At 66.5% G+C, this 19,113-nt stretch carries 20 protein-coding genes; 13 read left to right on the top strand and 7 right to left on the bottom strand.

The features are described 5' to 3' along the window. Positions 1-6: 6 nt before the first annotated feature. The 6 genes from AC07OK_RS12160 to AC07OK_RS12135 all read right to left on the bottom strand — a co-directional run bounded on the left by AC07OK_RS12160 (position 7) and on the right by AC07OK_RS12135 (position 6,429). Entirely contained in the window at positions 7-1,491 is a 1,485-nt protein-coding gene (locus AC07OK_RS12160) for a PAS domain-containing sensor histidine kinase (RefSeq protein ID WP_494690545.1), read from the bottom strand. Between the two features lie 70 nt (positions 1,492-1,561). After that, positions 1,562-2,506, bottom strand: a complete 945-nt coding sequence (locus AC07OK_RS12155) for an esterase/lipase family protein (protein WP_494690544.1) — start codon at positions 2,504-2,506, stop codon at positions 1,562-1,564. 27 nt (positions 2,507-2,533) lie between these two features. Continuing rightward, positions 2,534-4,189, bottom strand: coding sequence for a GMC family oxidoreductase N-terminal domain-containing protein (locus AC07OK_RS12150; protein ID WP_494690543.1), 1,656 nt, complete (start codon positions 4,187-4,189; stop codon positions 2,534-2,536). After that, positions 4,186-4,710 (bottom strand): twin-arginine translocation signal domain-containing protein, encoded by a 525-nt coding sequence (locus AC07OK_RS12145; protein WP_494690542.1) that lies wholly within the window; start codon positions 4,708-4,710, stop codon positions 4,186-4,188. Before AC07OK_RS12145 ends, AC07OK_RS12150 begins: the two co-directional genes overlap by 4 nt. Positions 4,711-4,803: 93 nt before the next feature. Beyond that, a complete protein-coding gene (locus AC07OK_RS12140; RefSeq protein WP_494690541.1) occupies positions 4,804-5,064 on the bottom strand; it encodes a hypothetical protein in 261 nt (86 codons plus the stop codon). Positions 5,065-5,640: 576 nt separating this feature from the next. Beyond that, positions 5,641-6,429, bottom strand: a complete 789-nt coding sequence (locus AC07OK_RS12135; RefSeq protein ID WP_494690540.1) for an RNA methyltransferase — start codon at positions 6,427-6,429, stop codon at positions 5,641-5,643. Positions 6,430-6,645: 216 nt separating this feature from the next. Here AC07OK_RS12135 and AC07OK_RS12130 point away from each other — a divergent pair, with 216 nt between their 5' ends. The 7 genes from AC07OK_RS12130 to AC07OK_RS12100 all read left to right on the top strand — a co-directional run bounded on the left by AC07OK_RS12130 (position 6,646) and on the right by AC07OK_RS12100 (position 12,361). Further along, positions 6,646-7,107 carry a cache domain-containing protein gene (locus tag AC07OK_RS12130; protein WP_494690539.1) on the top strand — a complete coding sequence of 154 codons (462 nt, stop codon included), beginning with the start codon at positions 6,646-6,648 and terminating at the stop codon, positions 7,105-7,107. A gap of 239 nt (positions 7,108-7,346) precedes the next feature. Next, positions 7,347-8,144 carry an inositol monophosphatase family protein gene (locus AC07OK_RS12125; RefSeq protein WP_492927337.1) on the top strand — a complete coding sequence of 266 codons (798 nt, stop codon included), beginning with the start codon at positions 7,347-7,349 and terminating at the stop codon, positions 8,142-8,144. A gap of 225 nt (positions 8,145-8,369) precedes the next feature. Further along, on the top strand, positions 8,370-9,776 hold the full coding sequence (locus AC07OK_RS12120; RefSeq protein ID WP_494690538.1) for a DEAD/DEAH box helicase: 1,407 nt from the start codon (positions 8,370-8,372) through the stop codon (positions 9,774-9,776). Positions 9,777-9,861: 85 nt separating this feature from the next. Continuing rightward, positions 9,862-10,641 carry a hydroxypyruvate isomerase gene (gene hyi, locus AC07OK_RS12115; RefSeq protein ID WP_494690537.1) on the top strand — a complete coding sequence of 260 codons (780 nt, stop codon included), beginning with the start codon at positions 9,862-9,864 and terminating at the stop codon, positions 10,639-10,641. 68 nt (positions 10,642-10,709) lie between these two features. Beyond that, complete coding sequence (locus tag AC07OK_RS12110; RefSeq protein ID WP_494690536.1) at positions 10,710-11,477, top strand: hypothetical protein; 768 nt, start codon at positions 10,710-10,712, stop codon at positions 11,475-11,477. Between the two features lie 18 nt (positions 11,478-11,495). Further along, positions 11,496-11,924, top strand: a complete 429-nt coding sequence (locus tag AC07OK_RS12105; protein WP_494690535.1) for a hypothetical protein — start codon at positions 11,496-11,498, stop codon at positions 11,922-11,924. Between the two features lie 62 nt (positions 11,925-11,986). Further along, entirely contained in the window at positions 11,987-12,361 is a 375-nt protein-coding gene (locus tag AC07OK_RS12100; RefSeq protein WP_494690534.1) for a TraR/DksA family transcriptional regulator, read from the top strand. A gap of 18 nt (positions 12,362-12,379) precedes the next feature. Here AC07OK_RS12100 and AC07OK_RS12095 read toward each other — a convergent pair whose 3' ends face one another. Beyond that, positions 12,380-12,742, bottom strand: a complete 363-nt coding sequence (locus tag AC07OK_RS12095; protein WP_494690533.1) for a hypothetical protein — start codon at positions 12,740-12,742, stop codon at positions 12,380-12,382. A 236-nt stretch (positions 12,743-12,978) separates the two neighbouring features. Between AC07OK_RS12095 and AC07OK_RS12090 the strand changes: the two genes are divergently transcribed. The 6 genes from AC07OK_RS12090 to AC07OK_RS12065 are packed head-to-tail and all read left to right on the top strand — an operon-like array spanning position 12,979 to position 19,111. Beyond that, positions 12,979-14,649, top strand: coding sequence for an EAL domain-containing protein (locus tag AC07OK_RS12090; RefSeq protein ID WP_494690532.1), 1,671 nt, complete (start codon positions 12,979-12,981; stop codon positions 14,647-14,649). After that, positions 14,646-14,978 (top strand): hypothetical protein, encoded by a 333-nt coding sequence (locus tag AC07OK_RS12085; protein ID WP_494690531.1) that lies wholly within the window; start codon positions 14,646-14,648, stop codon positions 14,976-14,978. Before AC07OK_RS12090 ends, AC07OK_RS12085 begins: the two co-directional genes overlap by 4 nt. Beyond that, positions 14,975-15,808: an HDOD domain-containing protein gene (locus AC07OK_RS12080; RefSeq protein ID WP_494690530.1), complete on the top strand. Its 834-nt coding sequence runs from the start codon at positions 14,975-14,977 to the stop codon at positions 15,806-15,808. The genes AC07OK_RS12085 and AC07OK_RS12080 overlap by 4 nt, the downstream gene beginning before the upstream one ends. Further along, the gene (locus AC07OK_RS12075) at positions 15,787-17,295 is read left to right on the top strand and encodes an ATP-binding protein (protein ID WP_494690529.1); all 1,509 of its coding nucleotides are present in this window, start codon (positions 15,787-15,789) and stop codon (positions 17,293-17,295) included. Before AC07OK_RS12080 ends, AC07OK_RS12075 begins: the two co-directional genes overlap by 22 nt. Then, positions 17,292-18,620: a response regulator c-di-GMP phosphodiesterase, NosR family gene (nosR, locus tag AC07OK_RS12070; RefSeq protein WP_494690528.1), complete on the top strand. Its 1,329-nt coding sequence runs from the start codon at positions 17,292-17,294 to the stop codon at positions 18,618-18,620. The genes AC07OK_RS12075 and nosR overlap by 4 nt, the downstream gene beginning before the upstream one ends. Further along, entirely contained in the window at positions 18,617-19,111 is a 495-nt protein-coding gene (locus AC07OK_RS12065) for a response regulator (protein WP_494690527.1), read from the top strand. The genes nosR and AC07OK_RS12065 overlap by 4 nt, the downstream gene beginning before the upstream one ends. Positions 19,112-19,113: the final 2 nt, after the last annotated feature.

The raw sequence follows: 19,113 nt of genomic DNA, 5'->3' as shown, positions 1-19,113 counted from the left end.
CCTATTTCATCGTTCCAGCGGCAGCGCCAGGGTGAAGATGCTCCCGACGCCAGGTTCACTTTCAAACAAGATCTCACCGTGCAGCATCGCCGCCAGGCGCTGGCTCAGGTGCAGGCCCAGGCCGGTGCCTTCCTGCTGCCGTTCCTTGCAGGCGTCGAGCTGGGAAAAGGCCTGGAACAGCCCGTCCCGCTCGCCTTCGACTATGCCCGTGCCGGTGTCGCTGACGCTGATCAGCGCGCAGACCCGCTCGTGGACGGCGTCCTGCTCCAGCCGCACCACGATGCGGCCATGGTCGGTGAACTTGATCGCGTTGTGGAGCAAATTCATCAGTATCTGTTGCAGCGCGCGGCGGTCGGCGACCACGGTCAGGTCGTCCTGCGCGCGGACGAAATTCAGTTCCAGCCCTTTGTGCCGGGCCTGTGGCTCAAACAGCAATAATATCTCGTCGATCACCGCGCGGCATGACACTGGTTTCAGGTCGAGCACCAGGCTGCCGGTTTCAATCTGGGTCAGTTCCAGCAAGTCGTTGATCAAGGATAGCAGATGTCGGGCGCTGCCTTGCACGGTCCGCAGTTGTTTTTCCTGGTCATCATTGATTGGCCCAGGCAACTTCATCAACATAGTACCTGTAAAACCGATGATCGCGTTCAACGGCGTGCGTAATTCATGCGACATGCCGGTCAGGAAGCGGTCCTTGGCGGCGTTGGCGCGCGCCAGTTCGGCGTTCTTTTCCTGCAGCGAGCGTTCGATCCGTTTGCGTTCGCTGGTGTCGCGGATCGCGCTCATCACCAGCGTGCCTTCCTCGGTCACGACCGGGCTCAGGCTGATCTCCACCGGGAACTCGACGCCGTCGGTGCGCAAGCCGTACAGCTCGCGGCCGCCGCCCATGGGGCGCACCACCGGCTGCTCATGAAAGGCGTTGCGGTGCGCCACGTGGCGCTGGCGAAAACGGGGTGGCATCAACTGTTCCAGCACCAGGCCGCGCATGCCGCCGCGCGGGTAGCCGAACAGCGCCTCGGCCTGGGCGTTGACCAGCACGATGCGGCCGGCGGCGTTGGCCATGATGATGGCGTCCGGCAGCGACTCCAGCAGGTCGGCGAAACGCGCGTGGACCAGCTTGGCGTCGCGCAGCACCTTCAAGGCGGTGACGTCTTTTTTACTCCACAAAATATATTCGGGCTGGCCTTCGCTGTCGTGCACCAGCTTGGACGAGCTGTCGATGTAGACCAGCGTGCCATCCTTGGCGTGGCGCATCGATTCATAGTTGGCGGCGCCGCACTGCAGGGTTTCCCGCACCACGGCGCGCTCGTCCTGGTCCAGCCCGGCGGGTACGATCAGCTCCGCCAGGTTATGCCCCAGGGCTTCGGAACTGCTGTAGCCGAAGATGGCTTGTGCGCCGTTGGTCCAGCAGACGACTTCGCCCTCCAGCGATGTCAGCACGACAGCGTCTGGCGTTTCGTTCAGGATCAGCGTGCCGAAGTCGATTGCCATTGTCGCCTGCTATTGATGGTTACACACCAATAAACATACAGTAAGCAGCAACGCGAATAATCACACAAAATCACAATCCTTCGACGGCGGCGATTTCGTCCAGGGCGCAACGCAGGATGACCGGGTGGCGCCCCAGCGCCACATGGCCGATGGCGCCGAACACCAGGTTGCGCGCCCCCGGCAGCGCGCCGGAATCCTGCGGCGCGACGATGTTGTCATGGACAGAATAGATGGAGCTGAACAGGCTCCGTTGCAAATTAGCCTCAGACGCCGCCAGCGCCGCCAGCCATTCGCTGCGGTAGCGCATTTGCACGGCGTTGCCGCCCGGTCCGAAATGGGCCAGCGCGGTGCCGTGATGGGGCGTGCCCAGCGTGATCACGCGCGCCACGGCGGCCGCGCCGTAGCGGCGCAACCAGGCGCGCGCCACCAAGCCGCCCATGCTGTGGCCGACGATGATGACTTGCTTGCTGCCAGTCGCCGCGCACAGCCGCTCGATGGCGGCCTGCACTTGCGGCGCGTAGGTGTCGATCGAGGCGCCCGGCGGCTCCAGGTCGATGCCGTAGTGGCTGATGCCGGCCCGCGCCAGTTGCGCGCTCAGCGGCCGCCAGTAGCCGCTGTTGCAGGCATAGCCGTGGATCAGCAGCACCGGCAGGCCGCGCGCCTGCGGCTGCAATTGCATGCCCAGCGGGCGCAGCATGTAATAGGTCGAGGTCAGCATCGAGGCGCTGAATTCATGCAGGAACAGGCCGGCGGCGCTGACCGGATTGAGCGCATGCGCGGCCGGCGTGGGATCGCCCTTGCCGGCGCGCGAGCTGAGCAGGAAATTATTGACCGACAGCGCCAGCCGCACCAGCAGCACGGCAGCCAGGCCGATGCCGAGATAGGCCAGCGCGGTCAGCGGCGCACTGAGTGGAGCCTGCCAGGCGGGCCGCCACAGTTGGTGCAACAGCGCCGCCAGCGCCAGCGCGGCGCCGGCCTGCACGGCCAGCAACAGGATAATCCAGCGTTTGATCATGCCGCCATCATACCCCCGCCGGCCGGATCAGGTGCGCTGTGGCCGCGCCGCCGGCTTGCCGGTCAGCTGCTGCGCCAGGCCGCTGGCCAGGCGCGCCACCACGCCGTAGATCGACAGCTGCGGATTGGCGCCGATCGAGGTCGGGAACAGCGAGCCGTCATACACCGACAGGTTGGCCAGGCCGTGGTAGCGGCCGTCGGCACCGCACACGCCCTGGCGCTCGTCGTCGGACATGGTGCAGCCGCCCATCACGTGGGCCGACACCACCCGCGTCGCCAGCAGCTTGAGCGGCAGCGCGGCGATGCCGGCCTTGGCCTGCGCCCAGCTGGTGTAGCGCGGCGCCGACTCGTGCACCGGCGACACGTCCTGGGCGCCGGCGGCGAACTGGATCTCGGCCATCGTCAGGAAGGCGCGGCGCGCGCCGTCCCACAGGAATGCGCTGATCGGATAATCGAGCACCGGCGCGCCGTGGCTGTCGAGCGCCACGCTGCCGCCGGGCGCGTCGGCGTGGAAGCCGTCGCGCAGCAGCGCCAGGATGGCCTGCTTGTGCGGGAAGCCTGCCATGTCGCCGGCGTGCTGGGCGCCGAAGCCGGCGGTGGTGGTGGCCAGCAGCAGCGGATGCAGCGGCGGCACTTCCAGCTTGTAGCCAATCGGGCCGTCGATCGGCTGGTCGTGCAGGAAGTGGTCGGAGTACACCGTCTGCGGCGCGCCGGCGTAGCCGTCCACGCGCTGCGCGAAGGTGCCGGCCGAGATCACCACCGGATGCAGGAAGGTGCGCTTGCCCAGCAGGCCGTGCGGATCGGGCGCGCCCGAGCGCAGCAGCAGCGCCGGCGAATTGATGGCGCCGCCGGCGACGATGTAGTGTTTGGCGCGCAGCGTGAGGCGGCGCCCGGTCGGCGCGCGGCCGGCGTCGTCCAGCGCCACGCAATCGAGCTGCGCCACCTTGTCGCCCTGGATCACGAAGCGCTCGGCGCGCGCCCGCGTCAACAGGGTCGCGCCCTGGGTCAGCGCGCCCGGGATGGTGGTGACCAGCATCGACTGCTTGGCGTTGGTCGGGCAGCCCATGCCGCAGTAGCCCAGGTTCCAGCAACCGTTGACGTTGCGCCGTATCAGCCCGGTCGGGATGCCCAGCTTGGCGGCGCCGCGGCGCAGCAGGTCGTTGTTCTCGTTGGGCGCGGCGGCCCAGTCGCTGATGTTGAGGCGCTGCTCCATCATGCTGAACCACGGCGCCAGTTTTTCCGGCGTGTAGTCCTTTAAACCATACTGTTTAGTCCAATACGCCAGCGTGATGTCGGGCGTGCGGAAGCTGCTGGTCCAGTTGACGGTGGTGGTGCCGCCGACGGTGCGCCCCTGCAGGATGTTGATGCCCTTGTCGCGCGTTTTGCGTGCCGCCGATTCCTGGTACAGCTGCGGATAGGCTTCGGCCTCCTTCATGTTGAAGTCGGACGAGGAGCGCAGCGCGCCCTCCTCGACGATCAGCACGCGCAGGCCGGACAACGCCAGGATCTCGGCGCTGACGCCGCCGCCGGCGCCGCTGCCGACGATGATCACGTCCGCCTCCAGCGTCAGGTCGGCGTCCAGCCGGGCGCAGTCGGTGACGCGCCAGCCGGCGGCCAGGCCGGCCCGGATCGGGTCGGGTATAGTGCCCTTGGCGGCGGCGATCGGGATATTCGTGTTGGTCATTTCTGCAGCTCCTTCAGCGGACCGGGATAGCCGATCGCGGCCCACGACGACGGCTCCGCATACCACGGGCCGAGGATCAGATCATGCAAGGCCAGGTAGGCCGTTTGCAGCGCGTCGAGGCGATGATGGCGCCAGCTGTCCAGGAAGGCCGCGACCTGCTGCGGCGCGGCCTGCTCCCAGCTGCCGGAGACGCCGGCCAGAAAGCGCCGCGCGGGCGCCAGCGCCAGCAGGCCGAACAGGTCCTGCACTTCTTTTTGCGTGCCCAGCGGCAGGCCGTGGATGGCGGCCAGCGTGCGCGTCATGGCGGCCTCCAGCGCCGCCGCGCGCGCGGCCGCGTCGGCCGGCAGCACCGGGCCCAGCATGACCGGCGCGATGGCGGCCAGCACGGCCTTGGCGTCGCCGTCCAGCGCGAAGGGATGGGGTAGCGCCGGCGGGTTCGCCAGGCGATAGATGGCGCCGCCGACTGCGAGGGTGATCGCAGCGGCCGCGCCGATCTTGAGGAAAGATCTGCGGGTAGTCATGTCTCCGTCCGTCTCGTTTTTTTAATCCAGCTAGTGTACGTGAACGGGCGGACAACCTTGCGCGCAAAAAATAGAGTAAGGCGTCTAGTCGGATCAGGCGCGGATTTTGTCTCCAGCTGCAACCAGTTTCATTGCACGCTCACCCAGCCCGATGGTCAGGCTCAGCAAACCGTCAGAACGATCGCCACCACAGAGGAGCACACCCTTGACATGCACGGGTATGCTTTGCCCATCATGCAACAGCAAAGCGGAGGAGTCTGCCCTTACCCGCCCTTCGAGAATTCTCCCGTCCAGGATTCCAATTTGCGCATTATCGACTTTTCTGACCTTCGTAACTTCAAACGTATATCCCATGACAGGCCTCCGTGTTTCCGCGCCGCGCTCAAGAAGCGCCGCAACCTGGCGCTGGTTTCATTCCTCTCGACGCTGGGCAGGCCCCACCGCTTGGCGTTCTGCTGAAGAACTCTTGCAATCATGTACTCCATCGCGACATCAGCCAGCATGTTTCCGCCCAAGCCCACGATATCATTGTAGATCCCTTGGTGGAACTGCAAAGCGTGACCTGCCTCCTCCAACAAAGTCGAGCGACTGGGATTTCGTCGCACGAAAATAACCTCAGACGAAAAGCAGCAGGCGGCAGCGGACTGCCAATTCAAAAATCGGCGGGCTTCCAGATCTTGATAGATATTGGGAAGCCGGACTGACTCCGGCCTTTTCCGCTGGTGGAAATAACCGCGCAGATCCTGGCGCATGCATCGAACCACCCTCTTGATCATTGCACGGTGTATCGGCCGGCCATTAATAATCCGTATTCTGAGCAGCATTGGAGCTCCTTGCGTCTGCCAAGCTTAGTGCAAACGACGAAGCATCAAAACGACAAGGAGCAATTCCAACGCATGGACCCGGCGTACTGTTTGGCGGTTGCGGCTCTCACTCCTTGCGCTTGCCCACCATATGGCGGGCGATGCCGCGCAGGATGTTGACTTCCTCCGTTTCCAGCTGGGCGCGGGCGAACATGCGCTTGAGGCGCGGCATCAGCTTGCGCGGATTGCCGGCGTCGAGGAAGCCGATCTCCACCAGCGACTGCTCCAGGTGCTGGTACATGCCTTCGATCTGCGCGGCGCTGGCGGCCTCGCCCTGGAAGCCGATCTCGTTGGCGTCGCCGCTCGGCTGGCGTGTGTTCATAGCCGGCGGCGCGCCGTCCAGCACCGCCATCCGGCATTCGTAGGCCAGCACCTGCGCCGCCTGCGACAGGTTCAGCGACGAGTAGTCCGGGTTGGCTGGAATATTGATCAAAACATTACATTTCTCGACGATCTCGTTCGGCAGGCCGAAGCGTTCGTTGCCAAAAATGAGGGCGGCGTGCAGTTCAGGCTGGTCCGCCAGTTGCCCCGCCACCTGGCGCGGGGTCAGCACCGGCGGCGAATATTCGCGCAGCCGGGCCGACACGGCGGCGGCGAAATTGACGCCGTCCAGCGCCTCGGCCATGCTGCCGACCACCCGCGCGCCGGCCAGGATGTCGCCGGCGCCGCTGGCGAAGGCTACCGCCTCCGGGTCTTGCAGCGCGTGCTCGAAGCGGGGCGTCACCAGCACCAGATCGCTGAAACCCATGGTTTTCATGGCTCGCGCCACGGCGCCGATATTACCCGCGCGGCTGGTCTCGACCAGAATAAATCGCAGCTGTTTGAAAAGGTTGGTGTTGATTACTGGCAGGTTCATTTAAATTAAAATAGCGCTATCGCGCGGTATCGATACACAAATTGCAAGATTGCCAAGCGGCCGAACCGGCCCTGCGCAAACCCGGATTTTACCCTGTTGGCGCGCGCCTGCGCCGCCAAGGTTATTCTTGTGAGCGGCAAACTTAGGGCGTAGCATGGACTTACCCGACCGCACGGCGCCGCCGCGCCGGCCGCCACATCCAACCGGGAGCATCTCATGCGACACTTTCTCAAGGCCGTCACGCTGGTTCTGGCGTGCATGATGTCAAATGCCATGGCGGCCGATGCGGGCGGGCGTGCCAGCGCCGACGAGGCGGTGGCCATGGTCAAGAAGGCGGTGGCCTATTTGAAGGCCAACGGCAAGGACAAGGCTTTTGCGGAATTCAACAATCCCAGCGGGCAATTCGTCGACCGCAACCTGTATATCTTCGTCTACGACATGAACGGCACCTGTGTCGCGATCGGCAACAATCCGCGCATGATAGGCAAGGTCCTGATCGACCTGCGCGATCCGGACGGGGTGTTCCAGGTCCGGCGCTTCATCGAGGTGGCCAACACGAGCGGCCACGGCTGGGTCGACTACAAATGGCCCAATCCCGTCAGCAAGGTGATGGAAGCCAAGTCGAGCTATGTCGAAAAGGCCGACGAGTTCGTCATCGGCGCGGGCATCTACAAATAGCGGCGGCGGTCTTGGCCAGGATAAAATCACCGCTGTTTGAAAAGATTGGTGTTGATTTGAGGCAGGTTCATTTAAAATAGCGCTATTGCGCGGTATCGATACACAAATTCCCCGGGATTTTACCCTGTCGTCGCCGCTCCGCTCTTTAATTCACTCTTGTACACTTTCGTGCTGCCGGGCAGGCTGAGGCCCCCGGTGGGCGTTAGCGTTCTTTTAACGGAAAAGCTTACATGCACCCAATGCTCAACACGGCGATCAAAGCCGCCCGCCGCGCCGCCGCCGTCATCAACCGCGCGTCGTTCGACCTCGACCGCGTCATCGTCACCGAGAAAAACCACAAGGACTTCGTCACCGACGTCGACCAGGCGGCCGAACAGGCCATCGTCGAGGTGCTGTCCAAAGCTTATCCCGACCACGCTTTCCTGTGCGAAGAGTCGGGCCCGTCCAAGAACGCCAACGACGAGACTGAATACACCTGGATCATCGACCCGCTCGATGGCACCACCAACTTCATGCACGGCTTCCCGCAATACTCGATCTCGATCGCGCTGTCGCAGCGCGGCGTGATCACCCAGGCCGTCATCTACGACCCGGTGCGCAACGACCTGTTCACCGCCACCAAGGGCGCCGGCGCCTACCTGAACGACAAGCGCATCCGCGTCACCAAGCTGGACCGCATCGCCAACGCGCTGCTGTCGACCGGCTACGTGGCCGGCAACGCCAAGGCGCTGGACGAATACCTGAAGATGTACGGCATCATGGCCGAACGCTGCCACGGCGTGCGCCGCCCGGGCAGCGCCGCGCTGGACCTGGCCTATGTGGCCGCCGGCCGCCTGGACGGTTTCTACGAAAAAGGCCTGAAGCCTTGGGATATCGCCGCCGGCGCCTTGATGGTGACCGAATCGGGCGGCATCGTCGGCGAGTTCAGCGGCGAATCCGATTACCTGTACAAGGGCGACATCATCGCCGCCAGCCCGAAGATCTTCAGCCAGATGGTCGGCCTGCTGTCGCCGTTCGGTGAGCAGCCGAAGGCATAATTAACCTTTTGTTACAAAAAAAATCCCCTGTGCGCATAAGGCGGCCTTGGCCGTCTTATGGCCTCAGGGGTTTTTTTATTTCCTAAGCGAAACAAACGATGAGCTTAGCTGTTATACTCAGGCCTGCGGCACTCTGACCAGTCCTTTAGCCGCAGTGTCATTCACTCTGATTGCCTGCGACTGGCGCCTTGAACGCGACAGGCCTATCTTAACAAAAAGTCATTCATGTCATTCTCTACCCTCGGTTTGTCCGACGCTATCGTCCGCGCTGTTACCGAAGCCGGCTACACCTCGCCCACCCCTATCCAGCAGCAGGCGATCCCCGCTGTCCTGAATGGCGGCGACCTGCTGGCAGGCGCACAAACCGGCACCGGCAAGACCGCCGGCTTCACCCTGCCTATCCTGCACCGCCTGTCGACCGACGCCAAAGGCGCGGCGATCACCAGCAACACCACCGCCCGTCCGATCCGCGCGCTGATCCTGACCCCGACCCGCGAACTCGCGGCCCAGGTCGAGGAAAGCGTGCGCATTTACGGCAAATACACCAAGCTGAACTCCACCGTGATCTTCGGCGGCGTCGGCATCAACCCGCAGATCAAGCAGCTCAAGCACGGCGTCGACATCCTGGTCGCCACCCCCGGCCGCCTGCTGGACCACATGGAACAGCGCACCGTCAACCTGTCCAACGTGGAAATCCTGATCCTGGACGAAGCCGACCGCATGCTGGACATGGGCTTCATCCGCGACATCAAGAAAGTGCTGGCCGCGCTGCCACCGAAGCGCCAGAACCTGCTGTTCTCGGCCACCTTCTCGGACGAGATCAAGGCCCTGGCCGACGGCCTGCTGAACAAGCCCGCCATGATCGAAGTGGCGCGCCGCAATTCGGCGGTCGAAGTGATCGCCCAGATGATCCACCCGGTCGACCGCGACAAGAAGCATCCGATGCTGTCGCACCTGATCAAGTCGAACAACTGGTCGCAGGTGCTGGTGTTCACCCGCACCAAGCACGGCGCCAACAAGCTGGTGGAACAGCTCGGCGGCGACGGCATCGGCGCGATGGCGATCCACGGCAACAAGAGCCAGTCGGCGCGCACCAAGGCGCTGTCCGAGTTCAAGGACAACAAGCTGCAAGTACTGGTGGCCACCGACATCGCCGCGCGCGGTATCGACATCGACCAGCTGCCGCACGTGGTCAACTACGACCTGCCGAACATTCCTGAAGACTATGTGCACCGCATCGGCCGCACCGGCCGCGCCGGCGCCACCGGCGAAGCGGTGTCGCTGGTCTGCGTGGACGAGCACGACATGCTGAAGGACATCGAGAAGCTGATCAAGCAAACCCTGCCGCGTGAAGTGATTCCTGGCTTCGAGCCGGACCTGAACGCGCGTCCACAGCCAGTGCAACTGCGCAGCGGCGGCCCTGGCCATCGCAACGGCGGTGGCGGTGGCCGTAACGGCGGCGGCGGACGCGGCAAGCCTGCCGCAGCCGGCGCCAAGCCTGCTGGCGGCGGTGGCGGCAACGGCGGCGGCAAGCCACGCGCGCCAGGCGCGCCGGCCGGCGGCGGTCCACGCACCGGCACCAGCGCCCCACGCTCGGCGGCCCAGCACCGCTCCGGCGGCCGCGGCCGATAAGCAACTCCCTCCAAACCACCTTCGGGTGGTTTTTTTTATTTGCGGTTACGATAGCGGCTGCCAGCTACTTCCCCCGGAGCCCGCCATGCCCAAATTCGCCGCCAACCTGTCCATGCTGTTCAACGAAGCGCCCTTCCTGGAACGCTTCGCGCTGGCCCGCGAGGCCGGCTTCGACGGCGTCGAATTCCTGTTCCCCTACGCCTACGAGGCCGAGCAGCTGGCCGAACGCCTGCGCCGCCACCAACTGCAACTGGTGCTGTTCAACCTGCCCTGCGGCGACTGGAACGCCGGCGACCGCGGCATGGCCTGCGATCCGCGCCGCCAGGACGAGTTCCGGGCCGGCGTGCAAAGCGCGCTGGAATACGCGACTGAACTGGGCGCCCCCCGCCTGCACTGCATGGCCGGCAAGCTGCCGGGCGGCGTGGCGGCGGAGCGCGCCCACGCCACCTACGTCGACAACCTGCGCTACGCCGCCGGCGCGCTGGCGCCGCACGGCATCGAGCTGTTGATCGAGCCGATCAACCACTACGACATGCCGGGCTACTTCCTCCACCACAGCCGGCAGGCGCTGGACATTATCGCCGAGACCGGCAGCCCGAATCTGTTCCTGCAATACGACATCTATCACATGCAGCGCATGGAGGGCGAACTGAGCAACACAATCCGCGCCCACCTGGCGATGATCAAGCACATGCAGATCGCCGACACCCCAGGCCGCCACGAACCGGGCACCGGCGAGATCAACTACCGTCACCTGTTGCGCCACATCGACGCCATCGGCTACGACGGCTGGCTGGGCTGCGAATACATCCCGGCCGGCGACACCGTGGCCGGCCTCGGCTGGCGCCAGGCGCTGGCCACCTGATCTGCGCATTCGCAACACGGAGCGATACAGCTGGGGCAAAAATAGCGACACACCTCGTGGAGCGCCCCATGAAACTCACCCGTGCATTGCTGATCCTCGGATTGCTGGCCCTGCTAGGCGGCTGCGCCAGCAGCACGCCGCGGATGGCGGAGGTACGCGCCTTCGCCGCCCAGTCGCCCAGGCTGGGCGCCTACCATGAATTGACCGAGCGCTACCGCTCCACCTACCAGCGCGAACAACCCTTCCTGAGCCCCGCCGCCGACGCCCGCGAGCGCCAGCTCGACAGCCAGCGCCAGGCCGCCTGCGACGACTTCGTCAAGCTGCAGGCCGGCGTGCAAGCGTATATGCAGGCCCTGGGCCAGCTGGCCGGCGACCGCCAGTACGACCTCGAGGACCAGGTCAAGTCCATGAGCGGCGGCATCAAGGCCTGGCCCGAGAACGGCATCGACGACCGCCACGTCAACGCCTACGCCGGCCTGACCCGTCTGCTGGCGCGCGCCCTCACCCGCCCGGCGCAGGACGCCGCGGTGCAGGAACTGATGCGCGACGGCCACCAGGCTATGCAGGAACTGCTGGGCGCCATGCGCACCCTGCTGCGCCTGTACGGCAAGACCAGCGACAACGAGGAAGGCATCGTGCTCGGCATGCTGGAGACCGAGATCCCCTTCGTCGACAGCCGCCGCGAGCGCCTGCTGCTGGCGCTGGCCAAGGCCCAGCAGCATGACCGGCAGGCCGAGTACCACCTGTTCGGCCTGCGCAACACGCTGGCGCAAAACAATCTGGCCGCCATCGAGCAAAGCCACCGCGCGCTGCTCAGCCAGATCCCGCAAAAATAAACCCGGTAAGGAGTGGTCATGACAGATCCGCACGATATCGAGGCGCTGGGCGACAACCTGTCCGCCAGCGCCGACGCATTGCACGCGCAGCTGATGCGCGCCCTGCGCCGGCGCGCGCCGGGCGGCACGGCGCCCACCATGACGCAGGGCACGGCGCAGGCGCTGTTTGAAAACGAAGTGCTGCTGCGCCAGCGCGCCAACAGCCTGTACCTGGACAGCGCCCGGCTGGCCGCCAGCGGCCTGGGCGGCGCCCAGCAGCAGTTGCTGGCGCAGACCCGGCGCGCCCAGGACGCCGTGGCCCGCATCGACCAGGTCAAGGACCTGGTCGACCTGAGCGCCGAACTGCTGTCGCTGGGCGCGGCGGTCGCCAGCGGCAAGCCGGAACGCATCGTCACGCCGCTGGAAAAACTCAAGCACCACCTGGACGCGCTGGCCCCGTCGGCCTGAGCGCCACGCTGCGCCGAACAAAATCGCGCGGCGCCGGTCCAATGCCGTAAGGAGTGCGCGGCATGAATGGACTGGACGACAATCAATGGGCGGCCTTGCAGGCGCGGCTGGAGCTGGCGCGGGCCGGCCTGCTGAGCCAGCTGGCGGACGATCTCGACCGCAGCGCCGACGTGCGCGCGCCGCCGCCGCACGAGGCCGAAGCGTCGCCGGCCGACAACGCCAGCCAGCGCACCCTCAACGCGCTGGTGCACGAGGCCGCCGAGCACACGGCGCGCCAGCTGCACATCGTGCGCCATGCGCTGGCCAAGTTCGACGACCACAGTTATGGATTGTGCGAGCACTGCGGCGAGCTGATCGGCTACTCGCGCCTGAACGCGCGGCCGGAAGCGCGGCTGTGCATCACTTGCCAGACGCGGCAGGAACAACGCCGCCGCTGAGTTCAGCCTGGTTTCAGTTCAGCCAGCCTCCAGCCACGGTTGGCTGCGGATCTTGGCCACCTGCCGTTGCGCCAGCAAGCGCCACAGTTGCAGCGCGTCGGCCTGCGCCAGCGCCGTCATCACCCGCGGGCCGGCCAGCGCGATTTCGCAATCGCGGTCCGACCATTCGGCAAAGCGCACCCGGCCGCCGCTGGACACCTCGACCTCGTACATCAAGCCGTCGTCGTAACCGAAGCGCAGCACGGCGCTGCCGGGGCCGCCGTCGGGGCTGGCGGCCTTGCCGCTGTAGACATCCGCCAGCGCCGCCGCCATCTGCGCCTCGGACGGCGCCGCCACATCGCGGCCATCTGGACCAGTGAGCACTACCCATGCCTGTGCCATTGCCGCATCCCCCTATCACAACGCGTTAGTCCGACGGGTGCCAGGTTTTTTTATTGTAGCGACCATCATACCCAAAATTGCCGCCAGCGCTGGCTTAGTCCCCAATAAGCAACAACGGCGCGCAAATCGGCGGGCGGCAAAAAAAGCTGCAAGCTTGCACGCAACAAAACTAGTGTGGCCTTATAATCGATTGGGGTTTTCGATATACAGAAACTATTAAATCGCTAGGCGCACCCATGCATGCAGCCACGCCAACGCACGATGTCCCGGCCGTGACGGTCGCACCGGACCTGCCGTTTCACCACGCGCTGGAACAGGCGCTGGCGCAGGACCAGCTGCGCCTGCTGTACCAGCCGCTGGTGGACTTGCAGAGCGGCGCCGTGGTCAGCCTGGAAGCGCTGGTGCGCTGGCAACATCCGGAGCGCGGCCTGCTGTCGGCCCACGCCTTCCTGCCGCAGGCCGAGGCGGCCGGCATGACGGCCGCCATCGGCCACTGGGTGCTGCGGCGCGCCTGCGGCGACCTGCAGGCCTGGCGCCGCGGCGGCCAGAACCACCTGCGGGTGGCGATCAACGTCGCGCCCAGCCAGTTCCGCGATCCCGGCTTCGGCGCCGCCGTCGCCGCCATGCTGGACGACTACGCCATCACCCCCGCCGCGCTGACCCTGGAAATCACCGAGACCGCGCTCAACGAGGCCGGCGCCGCCTGCGACGACGTGCTGGCCGGCTTCAAGACGCGCGGCCTGAACCTGACGCTGGACGACTTCGGCACCGGCCACGGCTCGCTCAGCAGCCTGAAGCGCTATCCCTTCGACGCCATCAAGATCGACGCCGACTTCATCCGCAACGTGGTGGCCGACAGCCACGACGCCGCCATGGCCAAGAGCATCATCGCCATGGGCCACAACCTGGGCATGAAGGTGGTGGCCGAGGGGGTGGAGACCGAGGCCCAGTGCGACTTCCTGCGCCGCAATATGTGCGACCAGATCCAGGGCTATTTCTTCGCGCCGCCGCTGGCCTCGACCGACCTGCACCAGCTGCTCGCCAGCGGCCGCGCGCTGCCGGAACACCTGCTGCGCATGCACCGGCCGCCGCGCCGCCTGCTGCTGGTCGATGACGAGCCCAACATCCTGGCCGCGCTCAAGCGCCTGCTGCGCGGCGACCAGTATCAGATCTACACCGCCAACGACGGCCCGCAGGGCCTGGCCGTGCTGGCCGAGCATCCGGTCGACGTCATCGTCTCCGACCAGCGCATGCCCGGCATGCTGGGCGCCGACTTCCTGCGCAAGGCCAGGGAGCTGGTGCCGGACACCATACGCATCATGCTGTCCGGCTACACCGAGCTGCAATCGGTGACCGACGCCGTCAACGAGGGGGCGATCTACAAATTCCTCACCAAGCCGTGGGAAGACGAGCAGCTGCGCGGCCATATCGCCGACGCCTTCCGGGTCAAGGAAATCGCCGACGACAACCAGCGCCTGCACCTGGAGGTGCGCAGCGCCAACCAGGAGCTGGCCGCCGCCAACCGCCGCATGGAACAGCTGCTGCAGGAAAAGCAGCGCCAGATCAGCCGCGACGAGATCAGCCTGAACGTCGCGCGCGAACTGCTGCAACACCTGCCGCTGGCGGTGATCGGCATGGACGACGCCGGCATGATCGCCTTCATCAACGGCGCCGCCGCCGGCCTGTTCCGCCACAGCGGCGCGCTGCTCGGCAACGAGGCCTGCCACGTGCTGCCCGAACTCTTCCCGGCCGACGACGTCGAAGCCCAGGCCGCCAGCGGCCAGCCCCACCACCACCTGGCCGACATCGACGGCCAGCGCTATGCCGTGATGTGCTACCCGATGGGCGAGCACTCGACGTCGCGCGGCAGCCTGATCACCCTTAGCATCGTGGAGACCGACCGATGAGCGTCACCGCCCACCGCAATGAAATCGACCTGGAGCAAGCCGTCGAAGGCATGATCCTCGCCACCGCCCTGCTCGACGCCCACGGCGGCGTGCTGCTGCCGCAGGACGCCACCTTGACCACCGCCACGCTGGCCTCGCTGCGCCGGCGCGGCATCGAACGCTGCGTGGTCTGGACCGCGGCCGAGGCGCCCGATCCGGCCGCGCTGGCCCGCGCCCGCGTCCTGCAGCTGGAACGGCTGGAGCGCCTGTTCCGCCACAGCGCCGCCAGCGACGGCGGCGCCCTGCTGCTGGCGCGCCTGCGCGCCTACCGCGAGGGAGCGAGCGCATGAACGCCGACGACATCATCAAGGCGGTGCGCGACCTGCCGTCGCTGCCGGCGGTGGTCAACGAACTGCTGGCCAGCATGGACCAGGACGACATCGACACCCACGCGCTGGCCGCCAAGATCACGCTCGACCAGGCGCTCACCGCCAAGACGCTGCGCCTGGCCAACTCCTCGTTCTATGGCATGCCGTCCAAGGTCACCTCGATCCAGCAGGCGATCTCGGTGCTGGGCTTCCACGCCATCCGCACCCTGGTGACGGCCTGCTCGGTGACCGACAGCTTCAAGCCGGCGCCCGGCAACCAGTTCGACTTCCCGGCCTTCTGGCGCCACTCGATCGCCAGCGCGGTGTGCGCGCGCGTGCTGGCGCCGCGCCTGCGGCTGAACCCGGACACCGCCTTCACCGCCGGCCTGCTGCACGACCTCGGCACGCTGGTGCTGGCCACCCGCTTCCCGGACGACTACCGCCGCGTGCACGACTACCGCCGCCAGCACGACTGCAGCGCCGCGCCGGCCCAGCTGGCCGTGTTCGGCATCGACCACGCCAGCGTCGGCAGCGCGCTGGCCAAGCACTGGAAGTTCCCGGCGCCCATCCAGGCCGCCGTGGCCGACCACCACCGCGCGCCCGAGGCCGGCCCGGCCACGCTGTCGACCGTGATCTACGCGGCCAACATCCTGGCCCACGCGCTCGACCTGTCGGGCCAGGAAGACGACCAGGTGCCGCCGCTGTCGCTGGCCGCGTGGCAGGCGCTGGGCCTGAGCGACGCCGCCTGGGCCGGCGTGTTCGCCGAGACCGAACAGCTGTTCGAAACCATGTGCAAGATGCTGACGACATGAACGCCGCCGCCCCCGCCACCCCCAACGCTGCGGCGCTCCCGCCGCCGCCCGACGCCGAGCTGCAGGCGCATGCCGCGATCGCCCTGTCGGAGTTCTTCGACGGCCATCCGGTGGCCACCTTCGCCATCGACACCCGCCACGTGATCACGCACTGGAACCGCGCCTGCGAACACCTGCTGGGCTGGAGCAAGCAGGCCATGATAGGCACCAGCAACCACTGGCAAGCCTTCTATCCCAAGCAGCGCCCGGTGCTGGCCGACCTGATCGTGGCCGGCGACGACCAGCTGCTGGAACAGCACTACCAGGGCAAGTTCCTGGCCTCGGCGCTGATCCCCGGCGCCTACGAGGCCGAGGACTTCTTCCCCAACATCGGCGCCAGCGGCCACTGGCTGCACTTCACGGCGGCGCCGCTGCGCGACCACCAGGGCCGCGTGGTCGGCGCCATCGAAACGCTGCGCGACGTCACCGAGCGGCGGGTGGCCGAGAACGCGCTGCGGCGCGCCCACGACAACCTGGAAAACGTGGTCGAGAAACGCACCGCCCAGCTGGCCGACATGAACGAGCAGCTGCAGGAAGACATCCGCCAGCGCCACCTGGCCGAGGCCGAACTGCGCCGCAGCAACCTCGAGCTGACCGAGCTCAACAGCCAACTGTCGCGCGCCCAGCAGCAGCTGGTGCAGGCCGACAAGCTGGCCTCGATCGGCCAGCTGGCGGCCGGCGTGGCGCACGAGATCAACAACCCGATCGGCTACATCTTTTCCAACTTCACCACGCTGCAAACCTATCTGGACCAGCTGTTCGAGATGCTCGACGCCTACCAGCAGGCCGAGGCCGACATCGGCGCGCCGGCCGCCGCGGCCGCGCTGCGCGCGCGCCGCGAGCAGATCGACCTGGCCTTCCTGCGCGAGGACATCCCGTCGCTGATGGCCGAGTCGCGCGAGGGCATCGTGCGGGTGCGCCACATCGTCCAGGACTTGAAGGACTTCTCGCGGGTCGACGCCAACCAGGACTGGGTCTGGTCCAATCTGCACCGCGGCATCGACTCCACCCTCAACATCGTCGGCAACGAGGTCAAGTACAAGGCCGACGTGATCAAGGAATACGGCGACATCCCCGACATCCAGTGCCTGCCGCTGCAGATCAACCAGGTGGTGATGAACCTGGTGGTCAACGCCGCCCACGCCATCGGCGAGCAGCGCGGCTGCATCACCGTGCGCACCAGCACCGACGGCGACAACTGCGTGTGGATCGAGGTCGCCGACAACGGCAGCGGCATTTCGCCGGACACGCTGTCGCGCATCTTCGACCCCTTCTTCACCACCAAGGCGGTCGGCAAGGGCACCGGGCTGGGGCTGTCGCTGGCCTATGGCATCGTGCAGAAGCACGGCGGCCAGATCGACGTCGAAACCGAACTCGGCAAAGGCACCCGCTTCCGCGTGCGGCTGCCGATCCACCAGCCCGAAGCGGCCAGCGAAGGGCCGCCATGAGCAGCGCCCTGTCCGCCGCGGCCGTGCCGGCCACCATCGCCACCGTGCTGTGCGTGGACGACGAGCCCAACATCCTGTCCTCGCTGCGGCGTTTGTTCCGCCCGGCCGGCTACCGGGTGCTGCTGGCCGAGAGCGGCGCGCAGGGCCTGGAGGTGCTGGAGAAGGAGCAGGTCGACCTGGTGATCTCCGACATGCGCATGCCGGAAATGAACGGCGCCCAGTTCCTGGCCCAGGTGCGGGCGCGCTGGCCCGACACCATGCGTTTGCTGCTGACCGGCTATTCCGACATCCAGTCGATCCAGGACGCCATCAACTGCGGCGAGATCTACCGCTACATCACCAAGCCGTGGGAAGACGGCGACATGCTGCTGGTGGTGCGCCACGCGCTGGAGCGGCGCCTGCTGGAGCAGGACAAGCTGCGGCTGGAGGCGCTGACCCTGGCCCAGAACGAGGAGCTGAAGGCGCTCAACCTGAGCCTGGAAGCGAAGGTCGAGGCGCGCACCCGCCAGCTCAGGGCCGAGCACGAGGCGACCACCACCGCCAACGGCAAGCTCAAGCGCAACTTCGTCACCACCATCAAGATTTTTTCCAGCATGATCGAACTGCGCGCGCACAACAAGCCCGGCCACGCGCGCCTGGTGGCCGACCTGGCGCGCCAGCTGGCCGAGCGGCTGGCGCTGGACGCGCGCGTGACCCAGGAAATCTTCATCGCCGCGCTGCTGGCCGACATCGGCAAGATCGGCTTTTCCGACGAGCTGCTGCAAACCCCGCTGACCATGCTGCACGGCGAATCGCTGGGCCTGTTCCGCAAGCATCCGCAGCGCGCCGCCGAGCTGCTGATGCCGCTGGAGGACCTGCGCGGCAGCGCCACCATCCTGCGCGGCCAGCTCGAGCGCTTCGACGGCAACGGCTTCCCGGACGGCCTGGCCGGCCTGGCGATCCCGCTGGGCGCGCGCATCCTGGCGCTGGCGGCCGACTACTACAACCTGCAACAGGGGGCGATGGTGCAGCGCCACCTGCGCCCGGAGGAGGCCAAGACGCTGATCCTCGACGCCAGCGGCAAGCGCTACGATCCCAACGTGGTGACGGCCTTCCGCCAGATCATCGACGGCGACGTCGACGTCGGCGCCGGGGTCGAGGTGCTGTCGGGCGAGCTGCTGCCCGGCATGGTGCTGGCGCGCGACCTGATCAGCCGCGACGGCCTGATGCTGCTGTCGATCGAGCACGTGCTGGACGCCCGCATGATCCAGCAGGTGCAGGACTTCGAGACCAAGGCCGGCGGCCGGCTGTCGATCTGGATCCGCAATCCCAAGGGGGACGCATGAGCAAGATCCTGCTGGTCGACGACGAGATCAATGTGCTCAACGCCTTGCAGCGCGCCCTGCTGCAAATGTTCCGCGCCGCGCCGCCGCAGATCGAGACCTGCCTCGATCCCTACGACGCGCTCCAGCGCATCTGCTATAGCGACTACGACCTGATCATCTGCGACTACAACATGCCGCAGATGACCGGCGGCGAGCTGCTGCAGGCGCTCAAGGACGTCGCGCCCAACACCATGCGCATCATGCTGAGCGCCTCGACCGAGTACGCCACCGTGCTGAGCGCCATCAACCAGGCGCAGGCCTTCCGCTTCATGAGCAAACCCTGGGACGCCGCCGAGCTGGAGCAGAACGTGCGGCAGGCGCTGGCGCAGCGCGCCACGCTGGTGGCGCCGCCGCCGCTGACGCCGCAGGAGCAGGAAGCGCGGCGGCTGGAGGCCGAGGAACCGGGCCTGCTCGACGTCAAGCGCGACGACGACGGCGCCGTCATCCTCTAGCC

This window comes from Duganella sp. GW821-FHT07G03 (assembly GCF_059418605.1).
This window is presented reverse-complemented; position numbering and strand designations above follow the sequence as displayed.

What these genes read in the sequence shown, in the direction of transcription:
- AC07OK_RS12160 (WP_494690545.1), bottom strand. Translation starts at nt 1,491, where the DNA reads ATGGCAATCGACTTCGGCACGCTGATCCTGAACGAAACGCCAGACGCT.
- AC07OK_RS12155 (WP_494690544.1), bottom strand. Translation starts at nt 2,506, where the DNA reads ATGATCAAACGCTGGATTATCCTGTTGCTGGCCGTGCAGGCCGGCGCC.
- AC07OK_RS12150 (WP_494690543.1), bottom strand. Translation starts at nt 4,189, where the DNA reads ATGACCAACACGAATATCCCGATCGCCGCCGCCAAGGGCACTATACCC.
- AC07OK_RS12145 (WP_494690542.1), bottom strand. Translation starts at nt 4,710, where the DNA reads ATGACTACCCGCAGATCTTTCCTCAAGATCGGCGCGGCCGCTGCGATC.
- AC07OK_RS12140 (WP_494690541.1), bottom strand. Translation starts at nt 5,064, where the DNA reads ATGGGATATACGTTTGAAGTTACGAAGGTCAGAAAAGTCGATAATGCG.
- AC07OK_RS12135 (WP_494690540.1), bottom strand. Translation starts at nt 6,429, where the DNA reads ATGAACCTGCCAGTAATCAACACCAACCTTTTCAAACAGCTGCGATTT.
- AC07OK_RS12130 (WP_494690539.1), top strand. Translation starts at nt 6,646, where the DNA reads ATGCGACACTTTCTCAAGGCCGTCACGCTGGTTCTGGCGTGCATGATG.
- AC07OK_RS12125 (WP_492927337.1), top strand. Translation starts at nt 7,347, where the DNA reads ATGCTCAACACGGCGATCAAAGCCGCCCGCCGCGCCGCCGCCGTCATC.
- AC07OK_RS12120 (WP_494690538.1), top strand. Translation starts at nt 8,370, where the DNA reads ATGTCATTCTCTACCCTCGGTTTGTCCGACGCTATCGTCCGCGCTGTT.
- hyi (WP_494690537.1), top strand. Translation starts at nt 9,862, where the DNA reads ATGCCCAAATTCGCCGCCAACCTGTCCATGCTGTTCAACGAAGCGCCC.
- AC07OK_RS12110 (WP_494690536.1), top strand. Translation starts at nt 10,710, where the DNA reads ATGAAACTCACCCGTGCATTGCTGATCCTCGGATTGCTGGCCCTGCTA.
- AC07OK_RS12105 (WP_494690535.1), top strand. Translation starts at nt 11,496, where the DNA reads ATGACAGATCCGCACGATATCGAGGCGCTGGGCGACAACCTGTCCGCC.
- AC07OK_RS12100 (WP_494690534.1), top strand. Translation starts at nt 11,987, where the DNA reads ATGAATGGACTGGACGACAATCAATGGGCGGCCTTGCAGGCGCGGCTG.
- AC07OK_RS12095 (WP_494690533.1), bottom strand. Translation starts at nt 12,742, where the DNA reads ATGGCACAGGCATGGGTAGTGCTCACTGGTCCAGATGGCCGCGATGTG.
- AC07OK_RS12090 (WP_494690532.1), top strand. Translation starts at nt 12,979, where the DNA reads ATGCATGCAGCCACGCCAACGCACGATGTCCCGGCCGTGACGGTCGCA.
- AC07OK_RS12085 (WP_494690531.1), top strand. Translation starts at nt 14,646, where the DNA reads ATGAGCGTCACCGCCCACCGCAATGAAATCGACCTGGAGCAAGCCGTC.
- AC07OK_RS12080 (WP_494690530.1), top strand. Translation starts at nt 14,975, where the DNA reads ATGAACGCCGACGACATCATCAAGGCGGTGCGCGACCTGCCGTCGCTG.
- nosR (WP_494690528.1), top strand. Translation starts at nt 17,292, where the DNA reads ATGAGCAGCGCCCTGTCCGCCGCGGCCGTGCCGGCCACCATCGCCACC.
- AC07OK_RS12065 (WP_494690527.1), top strand. Translation starts at nt 18,617, where the DNA reads ATGAGCAAGATCCTGCTGGTCGACGACGAGATCAATGTGCTCAACGCC.